This window comes from Streptomyces sp. NPDC039430, from assembly GCF_055639435.1.
This window is the reverse complement of record NZ_JBVKAK010000010.1, coordinates 36,997-53,095: the sequence shown is the minus strand read 5'-3', so window position 1 is coordinate 53,095 and position 16,099 is coordinate 36,997. Positions and strand designations below refer to the sequence as shown.

At 70.5% G+C, this 16,099-nt stretch carries 12 protein-coding genes and 1 pseudogene; 8 read left to right on the top strand and 5 right to left on the bottom strand.

The window, feature by feature from the left end; translation table 11 throughout:
- Nucleotides 1–237 precede the first annotated feature (237 nt).
- Nucleotides 238–1,119 (top strand): response regulator transcription factor, encoded by an 882-nt coding sequence (locus ACZ7LS_RS24715; RefSeq protein ID WP_385135269.1) that lies wholly within the window; start codon nt 238–240, stop codon nt 1,117–1,119.
- 23 nt (nt 1,120–1,142) lie between these two features.
- Nucleotides 1,143–2,165, top strand: a complete 1,023-nt coding sequence (locus ACZ7LS_RS24710) for a LacI family DNA-binding transcriptional regulator (RefSeq protein WP_382523827.1) — start codon at nt 1,143–1,145, stop codon at nt 2,163–2,165.
- Nucleotides 2,166–2,201: 36 nt separating this feature from the next.
- On the opposite strand, the gene ACZ7LS_RS24705 is transcribed toward ACZ7LS_RS24710, so the two are convergent.
- Nucleotides 2,202–2,996 carry a GntR family transcriptional regulator gene (locus tag ACZ7LS_RS24705; protein WP_385135267.1) on the bottom strand — a complete coding sequence of 265 codons (795 nt, stop codon included), beginning with the start codon at nt 2,994–2,996 and terminating at the stop codon, nt 2,202–2,204.
- Complete coding sequence (locus tag ACZ7LS_RS24700; protein WP_385135315.1) at nt 2,993–3,535, bottom strand: GntR family transcriptional regulator; 543 nt, start codon at nt 3,533–3,535, stop codon at nt 2,993–2,995. The genes ACZ7LS_RS24705 and ACZ7LS_RS24700 overlap by 4 nt, the downstream gene beginning before the upstream one ends.
- 389 nt (nt 3,536–3,924) lie before the next feature.
- Between ACZ7LS_RS24700 and ACZ7LS_RS24695 the strand changes: the two genes are divergently transcribed.
- The 3 genes and pseudogenes from ACZ7LS_RS24695 to ACZ7LS_RS24685 all read left to right on the top strand — a co-directional run bounded on the left by ACZ7LS_RS24695 (nt 3,925) and on the right by ACZ7LS_RS24685 (nt 7,428).
- On the top strand, nt 3,925–4,977 hold the full coding sequence (locus ACZ7LS_RS24695) for a S1C family serine protease (RefSeq protein ID WP_385135266.1): 1,053 nt from the start codon (nt 3,925–3,927) through the stop codon (nt 4,975–4,977).
- Nucleotides 4,978–5,110: 133 nt separating this feature from the next.
- Nucleotides 5,111–5,830, top strand: a pseudogene (locus ACZ7LS_RS24690) (response regulator transcription factor); the annotation flags it as partial.
- Between the two features lie 161 nt (nt 5,831–5,991).
- Nucleotides 5,992–7,428 carry a sensor histidine kinase gene (locus tag ACZ7LS_RS24685; protein WP_385135264.1) on the top strand — a complete coding sequence of 479 codons (1,437 nt, stop codon included), beginning with the start codon at nt 5,992–5,994 and terminating at the stop codon, nt 7,426–7,428.
- Between the two features lie 67 nt (nt 7,429–7,495).
- Here the strand turns inward: ACZ7LS_RS24685 and ACZ7LS_RS24680 are convergent, their stop codons facing one another.
- Nucleotides 7,496–8,395, bottom strand: coding sequence for a phosphatidylinositol-specific phospholipase C (locus tag ACZ7LS_RS24680; protein WP_385135313.1), 900 nt, complete (start codon nt 8,393–8,395; stop codon nt 7,496–7,498).
- 279 nt (nt 8,396–8,674) lie between these two features.
- Between ACZ7LS_RS24680 and ACZ7LS_RS24675 the strand changes: the two genes are divergently transcribed.
- On the top strand, nt 8,675–9,376 hold the full coding sequence (locus tag ACZ7LS_RS24675; protein ID WP_382667105.1) for a hypothetical protein: 702 nt from the start codon (nt 8,675–8,677) through the stop codon (nt 9,374–9,376).
- 187 nt (nt 9,377–9,563) lie between these two features.
- Here the strand turns inward: ACZ7LS_RS24675 and ACZ7LS_RS24670 are convergent, their stop codons facing one another.
- Complete coding sequence (locus ACZ7LS_RS24670) at nt 9,564–10,409, bottom strand: oxidoreductase (RefSeq protein WP_382523809.1); 846 nt, start codon at nt 10,407–10,409, stop codon at nt 9,564–9,566.
- Nucleotides 10,410–10,512: 103 nt separating this feature from the next.
- Here ACZ7LS_RS24670 and ACZ7LS_RS24665 point away from each other — a divergent pair, with 103 nt between their 5' ends.
- The gene (locus tag ACZ7LS_RS24665) at nt 10,513–11,199 is read left to right on the top strand and encodes a TetR/AcrR family transcriptional regulator (protein WP_385135261.1); all 687 of its coding nucleotides are present in this window, start codon (nt 10,513–10,515) and stop codon (nt 11,197–11,199) included.
- 1,780 nt (nt 11,200–12,979) lie between these two features.
- On the opposite strand, the gene ACZ7LS_RS24660 is transcribed toward ACZ7LS_RS24665, so the two are convergent.
- A complete protein-coding gene (locus ACZ7LS_RS24660; RefSeq protein WP_382523804.1) occupies nt 12,980–14,809 on the bottom strand; it encodes a bifunctional metallophosphatase/5'-nucleotidase in 1,830 nt (609 codons plus the stop codon).
- A gap of 323 nt (nt 14,810–15,132) precedes the next feature.
- On the opposite strand from ACZ7LS_RS24660, the gene mshD reads away from it, so the two are divergent.
- The gene (gene mshD / locus ACZ7LS_RS24655) at nt 15,133–16,053 is read left to right on the top strand and encodes a mycothiol synthase (protein ID WP_385136839.1); all 921 of its coding nucleotides are present in this window, start codon (nt 15,133–15,135) and stop codon (nt 16,051–16,053) included.
- The last annotated feature ends 46 nt before the right edge of the window (nt 16,054–16,099 follow it).

The window sequence follows — 16,099 nt, the reverse complement described above, 5'->3', positions numbered from 1 at the left end:
GGATCCGGGCAATGTAGCCCCCGGGTCCTTTTGTGTTTCCCGTCCGTTGTTACAGACAGATGACACAGACGGAAGACACGGACATCACGGCCGCGGCCTCAGGGCGAGGGATCCGCGACCGGCACCACGCAGGACCAAGCAGTGCCGCATACGTCCTCGCAGGGACCGAGGAGGAACCGACGTAATGGGCAAGCGAACCGTGTATGACAACAGTCCGGCCGAGGCAGGTGGGCGGCGATGAGTTCTCTGCTGCTTCTGACCAACGCACTCCAGCCCTCGACGGAGGTGCTGCCGGCTCTTGGACTGCTGCTCCACAACGTGCGGGTGGCTCCCGCCGAAGGGCCCGCTCTCGTCGACACCCCTGGTGCCGATGTCATTCTCATCGACGGCCGGCGCGACCTTCCGCAGGTGCGGTCGCTCTGCCAGCTGCTCCGGTCCACCGGACCGGGCTGCCCGCTGATCCTCGTCGTGACGGAGGGCGGCCTCGCCGCCGTCACCGCGGACTGGGGCATCGACGACGTACTGCTCGACACGGCGGGGCCCGCCGAGGTCGAGGCCCGGCTGCGGCTCGCGATGGGCCGGCAGCAGATCTCGACCGACGACTCCCCGATGGAGATCCGCAACGGCGATCTGTCGGTCGACGAGGCGACGTACAGCGCGAAGCTCAAGGGGCGGGTCCTGGACCTGACCTTCAAGGAGTTCGAGCTGCTCAAGTACCTCGCGCAGCACCCCGGCCGGGTCTTCACCCGGGCCCAGCTGCTCCAGGAGGTCTGGGGCTACGACTACTTCGGCGGTACGCGGACGGTCGACGTCCACGTACGGCGGCTGCGCGCGAAGCTCGGCCCCGAGCACGAGTCGCTGATCGGGACCGTACGGAACGTCGGCTACCGCTTCGTCACCCCGGAGAAGGGCGAGCGCGGTTCGGACAAGGCCGACCGGGCGAACGCCGCCGAGGAGACGACCCGGGCGAACGCCGCCGAGGAGCCTTCCCGCAACGGGTCCCGCAACGGTGCCCACCCCGAGCCGCGGCACGAGAAAGCCGAGGCGCACCGGGGCGACGACAGGGCCGCCCAACTGGACGCCACACAAGAAAGTGCCGTGCGACCTGCCAAGCGGTAGGTCACCACGCGTAGACTCCGCGCGTGGCCAAGGTGACGCGGGACGATGTGGCACGACTGGCGGGTACGTCCACCGCCGTCGTCAGCTATGTCATCAACAACGGACCGAGGCCGGTCGCCCCGGCCACGCGCGAGCGGGTGGTCGCCGCGATCAAGGAGCTGGGGTACCGGCCCGACCGGGTCGCCCAGGCGATGGCCTCGCGGCGTACCGACCTCATAGGGGTCGTCGTGCCGGACGCGAGACAGCCCTTCTTCGCGGAGATGGCGCACGCGGTCGAACAGGCCGCGGCCGAGCGCGGGAAAATGGTGCTCGTCGGCAACTCCGACTACCGCAATGAGCGGGAGGTCCACTATCTGCGGGCCTTCCTGGGCATGCGGGTGTCGGGGCTGATCCTGGTCAGCCAGGGCCCGAGCGAGCGCGCGGCGGCCGAGATAGAGGCCTGGGACGCCCGGGTCGTGCTGCTGCACGAGCGGCCCGAGGGCATCGACGACGTGGCGGTCGTCACGGATGACATCGGCGGCGCCCAGCTCGCCACCCGCCATCTGCTGGAGCACGGCCATCCGTACGTGGCCTGCCTCGGCGGGGTCGAGTCCACCCCGGTCGTCGGCGACCCGGTGACCGACCACGTCGAGGGCTGGCGACGGGCGATGCTGGAGGCCGGGCGGCCGGTGGAGGGCCGCCTCTTCCGGGCGCTCTACAACCGGTACGACGCGTACCAGGTCGCGCTGGAGCTGCTGTCGGGCCCGGACCGCCCGCCGGCGATCTTCTGCTCCACGGACGACCAGGCGATCGGCGTGCTGCGAGCCGCCCGTGAACTGCGCATCGACGTCCCCGGCGAGCTGGCGGTGGCGGGCTTCGACGACGTCAAGGAAGCCGGGCTCACGGACCCGCCGCTGACGACGATCTCCTCGGACCGGCCCGCGATGGCGCGGGCCGCGGTGGATCTCGTACTGGACGACGGGCTGCGGGTGGCGGGGTCGCGACGGGAACGGGTGAAGCAGTTCCCGTCGGCGCTGATCGTGCGACGCTCCTGCGGCTGCGCGTAAGCGGTCGGGGCCCGGCCACCAGCCAGCCGCCGGCGGTCACTCGGGCGTGAACTCGTACCGCAGCTCGTACAGGTGCCCCGCCTTGACCATCACCGTGGCCTCGATGGGCTGCTCGTCGTCGGCGTACACCACGCGCAGCGTCCGCAGCACCGGCAGATCGCCGGGCAACCGGAGTGCTTCGTACTGCGCACGCGTAGGTATGCGGGCGGAGACGTGGTCGACGCTGAGCCGGGGCACGTAGCCCAGTCCGGCCAGGAGAGTGGGCGTTCCGCCCTTGATCCGACGGTGTTCCATCAGCGCGGTACCCCGGGCGATGCCCAACGGGTAGTAGGCATGCACCAGTTCCACCGGCTCGTCATCGAGCATGAGCACTTGGTGGCGGAGCAGCGCCGTACCTCCGTCGGGCAGGCGCAGGGCTGCCGAGACATCCGCGGGCGGAGTGATCTCGGCGACGGCGAGGAGCTTGCTCCGGGCCTTTCCGCCACACTTCGCGGTCTCGGCGAGCCAGCGATACGGTTCACCGGTATCGGCCGGGGCCATGGTCGAGGCGGGGCGCACGGTCAGCTGTCGGTGTTCCCGTACGGTCACGGCGGCACCCGCACGGCCGACGACCAGCCGCTCGTCCTTGAGGAGTCCCAGCGCCTTCTGCACCGTGGCGTTCGAGGCGCCGAATCTCTCCTTGAGCCGCACGGTGGACGGCAGCCTGGCCCCGGGAGCGAGATCGCCGGTCATGATCTCATCACGCAGATCGGCGGCGATCCGCTCATGGAGCGACCGGCGATCGTACACATTCTCTTCCGCTTCTTCTCCGGGCCCGGTCACGGCGGTCATCCGATCCTCATCTCGTAACGCAGTCGCTGCCGGTGTGCGGGCATGGTCATTCTGTCGAGCTGGACGGGGCGGTCCTCCTTGTCGAGCGTGACCCGGGTCAGGCGCAGCACCGGCTCGCCCGGCTCGACGCGCAGGGCTTCGCACTCTTCCTCTGCGGGCATCCGGGCGGTCACGTCCTCCCGGACGCGTACACCGACGTACCCCAGCTCGGCGAGGAGGGTGACGGCTCCGCCGGGGATCTTCGCTGTCCCTGCGAGACGCGTGCCGCGCGCGATGGAGGCGGGGTAATACGTGTCGGTCAGCTCGCAGGGCAGGTCTTCCAGGAGCATCACCCGCCTCCGCACAACGACCGGTTCGCCTACGGCGACCCCGAGCAATCCGGCCACCTCGTCCGACGCCGCCACCTCGCCCGCACCGACGATCCGCTGACCGCCCCGCCGGCCCCGAGCCGCCAGCTCCGCGCTCCACGCGTCGGGCTGTCCCTTACCTGGCGGTGTCAGATACGGCAGCGAGGTACTGACCCATTCGCCGGCGCTCATGACGTCCTCCTGTGCTGCTGACACGACCTCGACCTTACCGCTTTTCGCGAATAGCAGTATGCCTGGGATCGTACAGCTCACGACCAGACGGCGACGCACTGCGTCTTCGTCCGATGGTGTGGGCGCAGTGGCGTTCCGGTGAGGCGGACGGCGGAGATTGGTATGGCTCCTGAGCGGAAGCGCTGGTCTGTGAAGGTTGACCGGTCACCGGCCCGCCCCGTCCCGACCGAATCGGTCCCGGTCGAACCGGTGGCCGGAGTCGCGGGACACGAGAAGCAGCCGCCTCGACTCGCCCGGCGCACGGCCTTTATATGGGGCATACGCGCTTTTGTTGCCCTTCTCAGAACGTCCTCAGCTCGTTCTCATCTGCGGCGCGGACAGTCGTTCCCATGACCGACTACTACCGCGGCAGCGGCGACACAGACAGCACGCAGCAGCACCCCACCCAGGGGTCCCAGGGCTCGGCGTACCCGCCGCCGCCCGCGTACGGTCCCACCGTTCCCGGTGACGGCACCGCTGCCGTCACCGCCACCCCTCACCGGCGCGCCAAGCGGCCCGTGGCGCTGCTCGCCGCCGTGGCGCTCGCCGCGGCGGTCGTCGGCGGCGGTACGGCGGCCCTGGTCGGGAACTACACCGGCGGCGGCACGGACAGCATCGGCACGACGGTCAGCGGGACGACGGTCTCGCAGAGCAGCGCGGGCACCGTGGCGGGCGTCGCCCAGGCGGTGTCCCCCGCCATCGTCGAGATCAACGCGACCTCCACGGGCGGTGAGGCCACCGGCTCCGGCGTGATCATCACGTCCGACGGCGAGATCGTCACGAACAACCATGTGATCGCCGGCGCCACCTCGATAAAGGTCCAGCTCAGCACGGGGAAGACCTACACCGCCCAGGTCGTGGGCACCGACGCGGACAAGGACCTCGCGCTGATCAAGCTGGAGGGCGCGAGCGGCCTCAAGACGGCCACGCTCGGCAACTCCGACCAGGTGAAGGTCGGCGATCAGGTCGTGGCGATCGGCTCGCCCGAGGGCCTGACCGGCACCGTCACCAGCGGCATCATCTCGGCGCTCAACCGCGATGTGACCGTGGCCAAGGAGCAGGACCAGGGTCAGGGGCAGGGGCAGGGGCAGCAGCAACCGCAGCGCGGCGGCGGCAACTGGCCGTTCGAGTTCGGCGGGCAGCAGTTCAACGGGGACACCGGCTCCTCGAAGACCACGTACAAGGCGCTCCAGACGGACGCCTCGCTCAACCCGGGCAACTCCGGTGGCGCGCTGATCAATATGAACGGTGAGATCATCGGGATCAACTCCGCTATGTACGCGCCGAGTTCGTCCTCCGCGGCCGGCGGTTCCGACGCCGGGAGCGTGGGGCTGGGCTTCGCCATCCCGGTCAACACCGTCAAGTCGGACCTCGCGGCGCTGCGCTCCGGCGGCACCGACTGATCCCCCGGGAACATGGCACGAGCCACCGTGAGGGAGGCGTGCGACGCTGATAGCACGGGTCGCACCCCCTCATCGTGCGACCGTTGACCATGCCCGACCGTTCCGCCGAGCCGACTGACGAGGTAGCAGCGACATGAGTCCCGCCGAAGGCGATCCCCAGCGGATCCTGATCGTCGACGACGAGCCCGCCGTACGCGAGGCCCTCCAGCGGAGCCTCGCCTTCGACGGATACGGGACCGAGGTCGCCGTCGACGGCATCGACGCGCTCGGCAAGGCCGCCGCCTACGATCCGGATCTGATCGTCCTCGACATCCAGATGCCGCGGATGGACGGTCTGACGGCGGCCCGCAGGCTCCGGGGAAGCGGTTCGAAGGTGCCGATCCTGATGCTGACGGCCCGCGACACGGTCGGTGACCGGGTCACGGGGCTGGACGCGGGCGCCGACGACTACCTGGTCAAACCCTTCGAGCTGGACGAACTGTTCGCCCGGATCCGCGCCCTGCTGCGGCGCAGCTCGTACGCGGCGGCCACGGCCGGCGAGGTGCCCGAGGACGACGTGCTGGCCTTCGCGGATCTGCGGATGGACCTGACGACACGCGAAGTGATGCGCGGGAACCGGCGGGTGGAGCTGACCCGTACCGAATTCACGCTGCTGGAGATGTTCCTCGCGCACCCGCGGCAGGTACTGACCCGCGAGCAGATCCTCAAGGCGGTGTGGGGCTTCGATTTCGAGCCGAGCTCCAACTCCCTGGACGTGTATGTGATGTATCTGCGCAGGAAGACGGAGAGCGGCGGCGAACCCCGGCTGGTCCACACAGTGCGGGGCGTGGGGTACGCGCTGCGCGCCGACGGCGGAAGCGGCGCGGGCGGCGGGGCGGGCTCCGGGTCGGGCGGCGGCACGGGCGGCGGCGCGGGCGGCGGGGCGGTTCCGGGCTTCGGTACGGGCACGGGGACAGGCTCCGGGTCGGGCTTCGGGACAGGCACCGGAACGGGCTCCCGGTCGGGCGGCCCGGCGTGACCGGTCCGACGGGCCCGCTCCACCGGCTCCGTACGCTGCCACTCCGCTCCCGGCTCGCGCTGCTGGTCGCCACGGCGGTCGCGGTGGCGGTCGCCGTCGCGGCGGTGGCGTGCTGGCTGCTGACACGCACGCAGTTGGAGAGCGAGCTGGACAACTCGCTCAGGAACACCAGAGCCGAACAGCCCGCGGTGCAGGACGCGCTCAACAACTGCGGCGCCCCGACCACCCCCGAGAACACGACCGGCTTCGCCTATGTCCAGGTGGTCCTGAGCGACGGCACCCGCTGTGTGGCCTCGTACTCGGAGCCTGTGAAGGTCCAGCCGCAGGATGTGGCGGTCGCCACCGGCACCCTGCGTGACTCGCTTCACAACAGCGTCACCGACAGTGGGGCCAAAGTCCGCGTCTTCACCAGGGCCACCCTCTACCGGCCCGGCACCCAGGTCGCCGTCACCGTGTCCCGTCCCCTCGCCGAGATCGACGCCTCCCTGAACCGGCTCGCCCTGCTGCTCACCGCCGTCGCCGGTGTCGGCGTGCTCGGCGCGGGCGCGGCCGGGCTCTGGGTCGCCAGGTCCGGGCTGCGGCCCGTCGACGGGCTGACCCGGGCCGTCGAGCATGTGGCGCGGACCGAGGATCTCGCCGTCCGTATCCCCGTCGAGGGCGAGGACGAGATCGCGCGGCTGTCCCGCTCCTTCAACTCGATGACCGCCGCCCTGGCGTCCTCCCGGGACCGGCAGTCCCAGCTGATCGCCGACGCCGGGCACGAGCTGCGGACCCCGCTCACCTCGCTCCGTACGAACATCGAGCTGCTCGCACGCAGCGAGGAGACGGGCCGGGCGATCCCGCCCGACGACCGCAAGGCACTCATGGCGTCCGTCAAGGCGCAGATGACCGAGCTGGCCGCGCTCATCGGTGACCTCCAGGAGCTGTCGCGCCCGGACGCCGCGGATCCGGGACCCCTCCAGGTCGTCGCGCTGCACGACGTCGTGGAGAGCGCGCTGGAGCGGGCACGGCTGCGCGGGCCCGATCTGGCCATCGGCGCGGAGCTGAACCCCTGGTACGTACGGGCCGAGCCGGCCGCCCTCGAACGGGCGCTGGTCAACGTCCTCGACAACGCGGTGAAGTTCAGCCCGTCCGGCGGTTCGGTGGAGGTGTTGCTGAGCGCGGACGGCGAGCTGACCGTACGGGACCACGGGCCGGGAATCCCGGCCGACGAACTGCCCCATGTCTTCGAACGGTTCTGGCGCTCGCCGTCGGCCCGCGCGCTGCCGGGCTCGGGGCTGGGTCTCTCGATCGTGGCGCGTACGGTCCAGCAGACGGGCGGCGACATCGCGCTGCGCCAGGCGGCGGGGGGCGGGACGGTGGCGGCGATCCGTATCCCGGGGGCGCCGACGCCACCGCCGGAGACCCCCGGAACCGGCAGCCGGGATTTCTGAGCGGCCGGTCCCGGGGGGGGCGCCGTCAGGCGTTGGTTCTCACCCGTTCGTTCTCAGCCGTTCGTTCTCAGCCGTTGTGCCGGATGAGCGATTCGACCAGTCCCGGCCGGGTGGCGGGGAAGTCCAGCGGCACGATCCCGAGCCCGCGCCAGCCACTCGCCTCGGCTCCGTCGAGGAAGGTGTGGACCTGCGGGTTCAGCCGGTCGGAGTTCCAGCGGGGCGGCAGCAGGGCCGCCGTGCTGACGTAGTTGATGTACATCTTCCCGGGCTGCTGGGCCGCCTTGCGGAAGTGCGCCTCGATCTTGGGGTACTTGGCGCCGGGCTCCGCCTGGTAGTCGTCCTGGATGTCGAAGAGCCCGGAGTCCCCGTACCGCACACCGGGCAGTCCCCCGTTGTCCGCGAGCAGGACGACTCGCCCGCGCGCCTCGCCGAGGGTCGGGAGATTGCCGTCGAGCCGGAAGAGGGAGCGCCAGCCCTTGCCGTCGAGATAGGTGTCGAAGATCCGCCGGAACTCCGCGTCGCTCTCGCCGGAGTACTCCTGCTTGACGCGCATCAGGACGGTCTCGGAGGGGTTGGCCCGGAGGAAGTCCCGGCACGCGTTCAGCACATCGTCGAAGTTCAGGTTCTGGTAGAACGCGGCGTGGTGGATGGTGAACGCGTTCTCGAACGCCCGGCAGCGGACATCGAGGAAACGGACGCCGCTGTTCAGCTGCTGGGCGATGCTGGTGTCCTGACAGGCCACGTAGAGACCGCCGACGCGCGCGCCGGCGTTGTGCGTGCCGGGGATGGTCAGCCGCTGTACGGGGGTGGAGTCGGCGAAGCCGCCCATCCAGTCGTACGTGGCGAACGCGCGCCGCGGTGCGGCCACGGCCGGGGCCGCACCGATCAGGGCAGCGGCGGAAACAGCGAACGCGCCGGCCAGAAAGCCCCGGCGCGTACCGGCGCTCACGCCCGTGCGCGGGCTCATACCCGCGCTCGTACCCGCGCTCGTACGCGGGCTCGTACGCGGGCTCTTGGGCGTGCCTAGGGGCGTGTTTATGGACGTGCTCATACGAGGGTGCCTCCGTCGGGCGTGGGGGGTCAGCCCTCGGATTATGACCGGTACACGACACGCAAGGAACAGTGCGCGGCCGGACGCTAAGGTTGATCATCATTTGATCGGTGATCGCGGGAGGGGCGTCGAATATCCGTGGAAGAGTTACCGGCCGGGGCGGACGGCGGAGGGTCCCGGATGCGGGAGGGCGTCGTGACGGCCGGCCCGAGCCTACGGGTCTACCCGGAACCCGCGGACGTGTTCGTCGCCGACCAGGTCGGACTGGCCCGGCATCTGCACCCCTTGATCTCGATCGACCTCGCGCAGGTCGACCCGGCCTGGCACGGGTGGATCCATCTGGTCAGCCCGCTGGAACCGGCTGAGGGCTATCTCGGCGACCACACCCGGGACTTCCACTCCGCACTGCAGACACCCAACTGGCTCGGGTTCGCGCTGGAGGACGACCGGTACCGGCTGCTCGGCGACGTACGGTACTTCGCGCGGGCGACCACCCCCGAGGAGGTGCCGGAGCCCTGGCCGGGGTTCCGCGCCGCGCTCGACGAGCACTGCGAGACCCAGGAGCGCAGCTACCGGACCCACCGGGACGCGTTCCGGCGCGAGGGCCGGCTGTTCATGCGGGACGACGACGGGGCACCGCTGTACGGGGCGACCGACGGGGTGGCGCTGCTCGACCAGCTCGGCGGCTACGCCGACCAGGGCAACTGGGCGGATCCCGACCTGTTCCGGCTCGAATTCGACGAGGACCGCGCGTGGCCGGTGAGCCAGGCCGGAAACCCGTTCCGGTTCGTGGCGGCGGTGCCGGGCTGGCACTACCGGCGCAGCGGCGCCGACTGGATCCTGCTGTTCTTCGAGCCGGTCGACCGGCTGGCGCTGCTGACGTTCGACTGGAGCTGAGGGGGGCGGGGCGGCGGGGCGTCGGGGCGGCGGGGGCAGCGGGGGCGGTTCCGCTGTCAGCCCTTCGTACCCCCCGGCGGCGCTCCTGTCAGTGCCCCCTCCTGTCAGTGCCCCCTCCTGTCAGCGGCGCTCCGTCAGCCCTCTCGCTCAGCCCTCTTTGTTCAGTCCTCTTGTTCAGTCCTCTTGTTCAGTCCTCGAAGTCGACTGAAGTGGCGACATGGGCCCAGCGCTTGTCCTCGGCGCTGGTCCGCTCCAGCTCGGCGGTGCCGTACTGGAGGGCGTCGCGCCCCAGGAGCAGATGCAGCGGCGGCTCGTCCTCGTCGGCGATGTCGATCAGGGCGCGGGCGGCCTTGACGGGGTCGATGGGCTCCTTGCCGCTGCCTGCGCGCAGGCGCTCGGTCATGGCGCCGACGGTCGGCCGATAGGCGTCGTCGAAGGCCGGCACCTCCATGGACGAACCGGCCCAGTCGGTACGCATGCCGCCGGGCTCGGCCACGGTCACCTTGATACCCAGCGGCGCGACTTCCTGCCGGAGTACGCCGGAGAAGCCCTCGACGGCGAATTTGGCGCTCTGGTAGGCGCCCAGACCCGGCGCGGTGATCCGGCCGCCGATGGAGGCGATCTGGATGACGTGACCGCTGCCCTGGCGGCGCAGGACCGGCAGGGCGGCCTTGGTGACGAGGACCGTACCGAAGAACACGGCCTCCACCTGCGCGCGGAAGTCATCCATGGTGACCTCTTCGATGGGCGCCATATTGGCGTAACCGGCGTTGTTCACGACGACATCGATCCGCCCGAAGCGCTCGACGGCACGGCGTACGGCGCTCTCGGCCCCCGCCTGGTCGGTGACGTCCAGGGCCACGGGCAGAACGCGGTCCCCGTACGTGTCGACCAGCCCGGAAAGCGTCTCGGTACGGCGCGCGGTCGCGACGACGCGCTTGCCGGCCGCCAGGGCCTCTTCCGCGAGGGCGAGTCCCAGCCCCCGGGAAGCGCCGGTGATGAACCAGACCTGCTGCTGCTCCTGCTCGGACATGCCGCTCTCCTTCATCGTCAAGTCTTCCGCAATAACGCATGACGCTTGCGTTAAAACCATAACGCATTCCGCTTGCGTTACGCGACCCCCGTAGGGTGAGGGCATGGAAACCATTGAGCCCGGCTTCCAGCGGGCCCGCACCCCGGAGCGAAAGCGACAGCGCGCCGACGATCTCCTTGACGCCGCCCGCCGGCTGGCGCGCGACGAGGGCGTGCGAGCGGTGACCCTGACCGAGATCGCCACCAGCGCCGGCGTGCACGTGTCCGCCGTACGCAGGTACTTCGAATCGCGCGAGGAGATCTTCCTGCGGCTCGCCGAGGAGGGCTGGCGGGAGTGGGCCGAGGCTCTACGGAACCGGCTCGGTACCGGCGCGGCGGTCACCCCGTCCGGCCTGGCGACGACACTGGCGGACACGCTCGGCGAGCGGCCGCTCTTCTGCGACCTGCTGGCCCACGCTCCACTCAGTCTGGAACGGGCGGTCTCCGCCGACGTGGTGCACGCCTTCAAGCTCAGCGCCGTGACGGCGGCGCAGGACATCGCGGAAACGCTGGCCACCGCGCTCCCGGACCTCAGCAGGGAGGCCGCGCTCGACCTCGTGACGACGTCCATGGCGCTGGCGCAGTCTCTCTGGCAGATCTCGCACCCACCGGAAACCCTGGCCAAGCTCTACCGAGAGGACGCCCGCCTGGCCCACGCGGCCATGGATTTCACACCACGCCTGACACGCCTGCTGCATGCGGCGGTGGTGGGACTGACGGCGATCGAGCCAGGAACCAAGACCGGGGGGTAGTGGGTGGGCCCTGCGGGGCTGCGCGGGGCTGCGCGGGGGTGGAGTGGGGCGGCGGGGCTCCGGCTCGGCGGGCTGGTGTGGGTGGGTGGTTGGGATGCATGCCCCGCTGGTCCGGGAGGGTTCTTCGACGACCGGTCAGGACCAAGAGGTAACCGTGGTGACCCGGAATTGATCATGGCGGGTGGGGGCCGCCCCTGAGGTTTCAGTTTCGCGGCTCCGGGCCGGGCGTCAAGGGCGCTCCTCCGTCGCGTCGGCTGCGCCGATTCCGCTTCGCTCCACCCTTGACACCCAACCCTGCACCGCAAGTGCAGCTTCGAGGGGGGCGGCCCGGGGGGAGGGGTCCCCGGAGGGGATCCGTGGGTGGGGCCCGGTCCATTGCCGACCGCCGCCCGGTGGGTGGTCTGCGCAGAAGTGGAGTGGGGCGGCCCGGCACCGGCTCAGCGGGCTGATGTGAGTGGGTAGTTGGGGCGCATGCCCCGCTGGTGAGGGCCCATTGTCGGCTGCTCCTGTCGCCCAAGGCGGACGAGACCCACAGCTTGCCCCCTATGCCCCAGTTCGGCGGGCCTCTCGGGAAGTGCTGCGACTGGTCATGCGTCCTGATGCCGACTAACCGGGCCCCTGGCATTCCACGGCCCTCTGACCAGCACACCGCCGCCTGCCGGGGCGCAGCAGTGGAGTGGGGCGGCCCGGCCCCGGCTTAGCGGGCTGACCCCGGTGGGTGGCGGGGATTCATGCCCCGTTGGTGACGATGTGTGGGTGGTGGGGCGGGTGTGACTGGGGAGGCCCCGAGTGGGCCTCTGGGGGGCCGTGATGTGTCGTGGTGCCAGGTGAAGTAGTCGCAGGACGCATCACCGGTCCGAGGACCCCCCAAGGGGCCCGCCAAACTGGGGCATAGAGGGGCAAGCTGCGGGTCTCGTCCGCCTTGGGCTACAGGTGCAGCCGACAATGGGCCCTCACCAGCAGGGCATGCGCCCCAACTATCCACCCACGCAGGCTCGCCAAGCCGGTGCCAGGCCACCCCACTCCACTCCGCGCGCCAGCAGACGGCAGTGCGCCGGCCAGAGAGCCATGGAACGCCAGGGGGCCCGGTTAGCTGGCACCAGGACGCATGACCAGTCGCAGGACCCCCCAAAAGGCCCGCCAAACTGGGACATTAGGGGCGGGTGGCCGCTTCCATCCGCCCCGGCCTACAGAAGCAGCCAACAATGGGCCCTCACCAGCGGGGCATGCGCCCCAACTACCCACTCACATCAGCCCGCTGAGCCGGTGCCGGGCCGCCCCACTCCACTGCTGCGCAGCCCCGCAGGGCCCACCGACCTGCGGTCGGCAACCGGAGCCCGGGAACATGGGTGCTTCCCCGGGGACCCCTCCCCCGGGCCGCCCCCCTCAAAGCTGCACTTGCGGTGGAGGGGCGGGGGTCAAGGGTGGAGCGAAGCGGAATCGGCGCAGCCGACGCGACGTTAGGAGCGCCCTTGACGCCCGGCCCGGAGCCGCGACACTGAAACCCAAGGGGCGGCCCCCACCCGACACCACACCCCCCGGGTCACCACGGTTACCTCTCGGTCCTGACCCGCAGACAAAGAACCCTCCCGGACCAGCGGGGCATGCATCCCAACCACCCACCCACCCACACCAGCCCGCCAAGCCGGAGCCCCGCCGCCCCACTCCCCCCCCCGCACGCCAAAGGGCGGTGAGCCTGTCGCCCACCGCCCTCTGAACGGGTAAGTCCGCCGACGTTACCCCTGTAACCCCTGTAACCCTTATATCCCTGCCCGTACCGCTACTTCAGGATCGTGATCCTGTTCGCGGCCGGCGGGGCCAGCGGCGCCTGGGCCGTGGAGTTCGCCGCCAGGTAGGCGTTGAAGAGGTCCAGGTCCGACGGGCCGACCAGCTTGTTCTTGCCCTGGCCCAGGGCCGGGAAGCCGTCGCCGCCGCCGCCGAGGAACTCGTTCATCGCGACGCGGTACGTCTTCGCCGGGTCGATCGCCGCGCCGTTCAGCTTCACCGAGTCCGTGACGATCCGGGCCGCGCCCGTCTTCGTCATGTCCAGGGTGTAGGTGAAGCCCTTCGAGACCTGAAGGATCTTCGGGGACGCCTCGTTCACACCGCTGACCTGCTGCTGGAGCGCCGTGATCAGCTGGGCGCCGGTCAGGTCCACCACGTTCATCATGTTGGTGAACGGCTGGACCGTGAACGCCTCGCCGTAGGTCACCACGCCGTCGCCCTCACTGCCCGACGCCTTGTAGACCAGGTCCGACCTGATCCCGCCCGGGTTCATGAAGGCGAGCTGCGCGCCGCCCTTGTCCGCCGGTGCCGTGCCCGCGAGCTGCGCGTCCGCGATCACATCGCCGAGCGGCGACTCCGGGCTCGTCGCGCCGCGGCCGTTGATGTCCGCGGAGATGAAGCCCTGCGGGGCGTTGGCGATCGGCGCGGCCAGCTTGTTCCAGCGCCCGATCAGCGACGTCATGTCCGCCGCCTTCGGCTGCTCGCGGCTGACGATGTGGTTCGCCGACTCCACGCTCGTACGCACGATGTCGTTGGTGCGACGGTCGTAGGTGAGCGTGGTGTCCGTGTAGAGCTTGCCGAACGACGAGGCCGACGTGACCAGTCGCGGCTTCCCGGACGGGTCCGGGATCGTGCAGACGTACGCCTGGTGCGTGTGGCCGGTGACCAGCGCGTCGACCTGCGGCGTGATGCCCTTGGCGATCTCGGTGATCGGACCCGAGATGCCGTCACCGGCCCCCGGGCTGTCGCAGTCGTAGTTGTACGCGGTGGACGCGGGCGATCCGCCCTCGTGGATCAGCGCGACGATCGACTTGACGCCCTGCCGGTCCAGTTCCTTGGCGTACTTGTTGACCGTCTCTATCTCGTCGTGGAACTTGAGTCCCTTGACGCCCTCGGCGGTCACGATGTTCGGCGTGCCCTCCAGGGTCACTCCGATGAAGCCGATCTTGACGCCGTTCTTCTTCCAGACCGTGTACGGCTTGAGGACCGGCTTGCCGGTCTTCTCCGACGTCACATTGGCCGCGAGGTACGGGAAGTCGGCTCCCTTGAACTTCTTCCCCTTCTCGTAGCAGCCCTCGGTCGGGTGGCAGCCGCCGTTCTGCAGGCGGGCCAGCTCGACGGCGCCCTCGTCGAACTCGTGGTTGCCGACGGTCGTGACATCGAGGTCGATCTTGTTGAGCGCCTCGATGGTGGGCTCGTCGTGGAAGAGGCCGGACAGCAGCGGGCTCGCGCCCACCATGTCGCCGCCCGCCGCGGTGACGGAGTACGCGTTGCCCTTGCGGGCGTTGCGCAGCGAGGTCGCGAGGTACTCGATACCACCGGCGGGGATCGCCTTGGTCGTACCGTCGGCCTGCTTCTCGGTGACCGTCCCGGCGGAGCCCGCGGGCGCCTCCAGGTTGCCGTGCAGGTCGTTGAAGGAAAGAAGCTGTACGTCAACGGTGCTCGGCTTGTGCGAGCCGTGGCCTTGGCCGTGCCCCTTGCCGTTACCGGCCTCGGTGGCGGTGGCGGTCGGCATCGCGGCGAAGAGTGCGCCGACGGTGGCCAGACCTGCGGCAGCGGCGAGCACCCGCCGTGCCGCGCGGTTCTTCTGCGGTGTCGCTGACATCGATCCCCTTGGTGAATTCAGCGTGCGATATGAGAGGTGAAGCGTGAGGGGGGTGAAAAGGCGCGGAGTGTAAGGAAGCCCCGCGAGCCGCAGCCTAGAGTCAACGCGCGTAGCACGACAGGGGGTACCGGGTTACGAGCTGGTTGCCGTTGCGGGTGCGGCAGCTGTCGCGACCCGGACCATACGCCGTCCCCGCGCCCACCGCACGCCCGCGCGGACCGTACGCCGTACCCGCGCGGACCCTGCGCCGTACCCGCGCGGACCCTGCGCCGTACCGCCCGGACCATACGCCCCCCGCCGCGCCCCCGCCGTACCCTCGACCCATGACTGACGCAGTAGCCCGCGAGCCCGGCCGGCAGATCCAGACCCTCGACGCGCTCACCCCCGAGCAAGCCGAAGACGTACTCGCCCTGTTGGCGGAGGCCGCAGCCTCGGACGAGGTGCAGGCCGTCTCCGAGCAGGGCCGGCTCCAGTTGCGCGGCGGGCACCGGGAGGGCGTACGGCACTTCCTGCTGACCGTGGACGGTGAACTCGTCGGGTACGCGCAGCTGGAGGACACCGATCCCATCGAGGCCCCGGCCGCCGAGCTGGTCGTGCGCCCCGGATGCCGGGGGTGTGGCCACGGGCGGGCGCTGGGCGCGGCGCTGCTCGGCGCGTCCGGGAAGCGGCTGCGGGTGTGGGCGCACGGCGGCAGGTCGGCCGCGCGGCATCTGGCCCAGGTGCTCGGGCTGACCCTGTTCCGTGAACTGCGCCAGCTGCGGAGGCCGCTGGTCCCGCCCGCGATCCCGGAGCCGGTGCTGCCCGCCGGGGTCACCGTCCGTACGTTCGTCCCCGGTCAGGACGACGCGGCGTGGCTCGCGGTCAACGCCGCCGCCTTCGCCCACCACCCCGAGCAGGGCGCGCTGACCCAGCGGGACCTGGACGACCGTTTCGCCGAGCCGTGGTTCGATCCGAAGGGCTTCTTCCTGGCCGAGCGCGACGGCGAACTGATCGGTTTCCACTGGACCAAGGTGCACGCCGGGGAGCAGCTCGGTGAGGTGTATGTCCTCGGCATCAGGCCCGACGCGCAGGGCGGCGGCCTCGGCAAGGCGCTTACCGCGATCGGGCTGCGGCATCTGGCGGCGCAGGGTCTGCCGACCGCGATGCTCTACGTGGACGCGGACAACACGGCGGCGGTGACGGTGTACGAGCGGCTCGGCTTCAGCACGCACGAGGTCGACCTGATGTACCGCACGGAGTCCTGAACCGACGGACAAGGGGAGTCGAGGGGCGGCGCGCTTGACGCCGCCC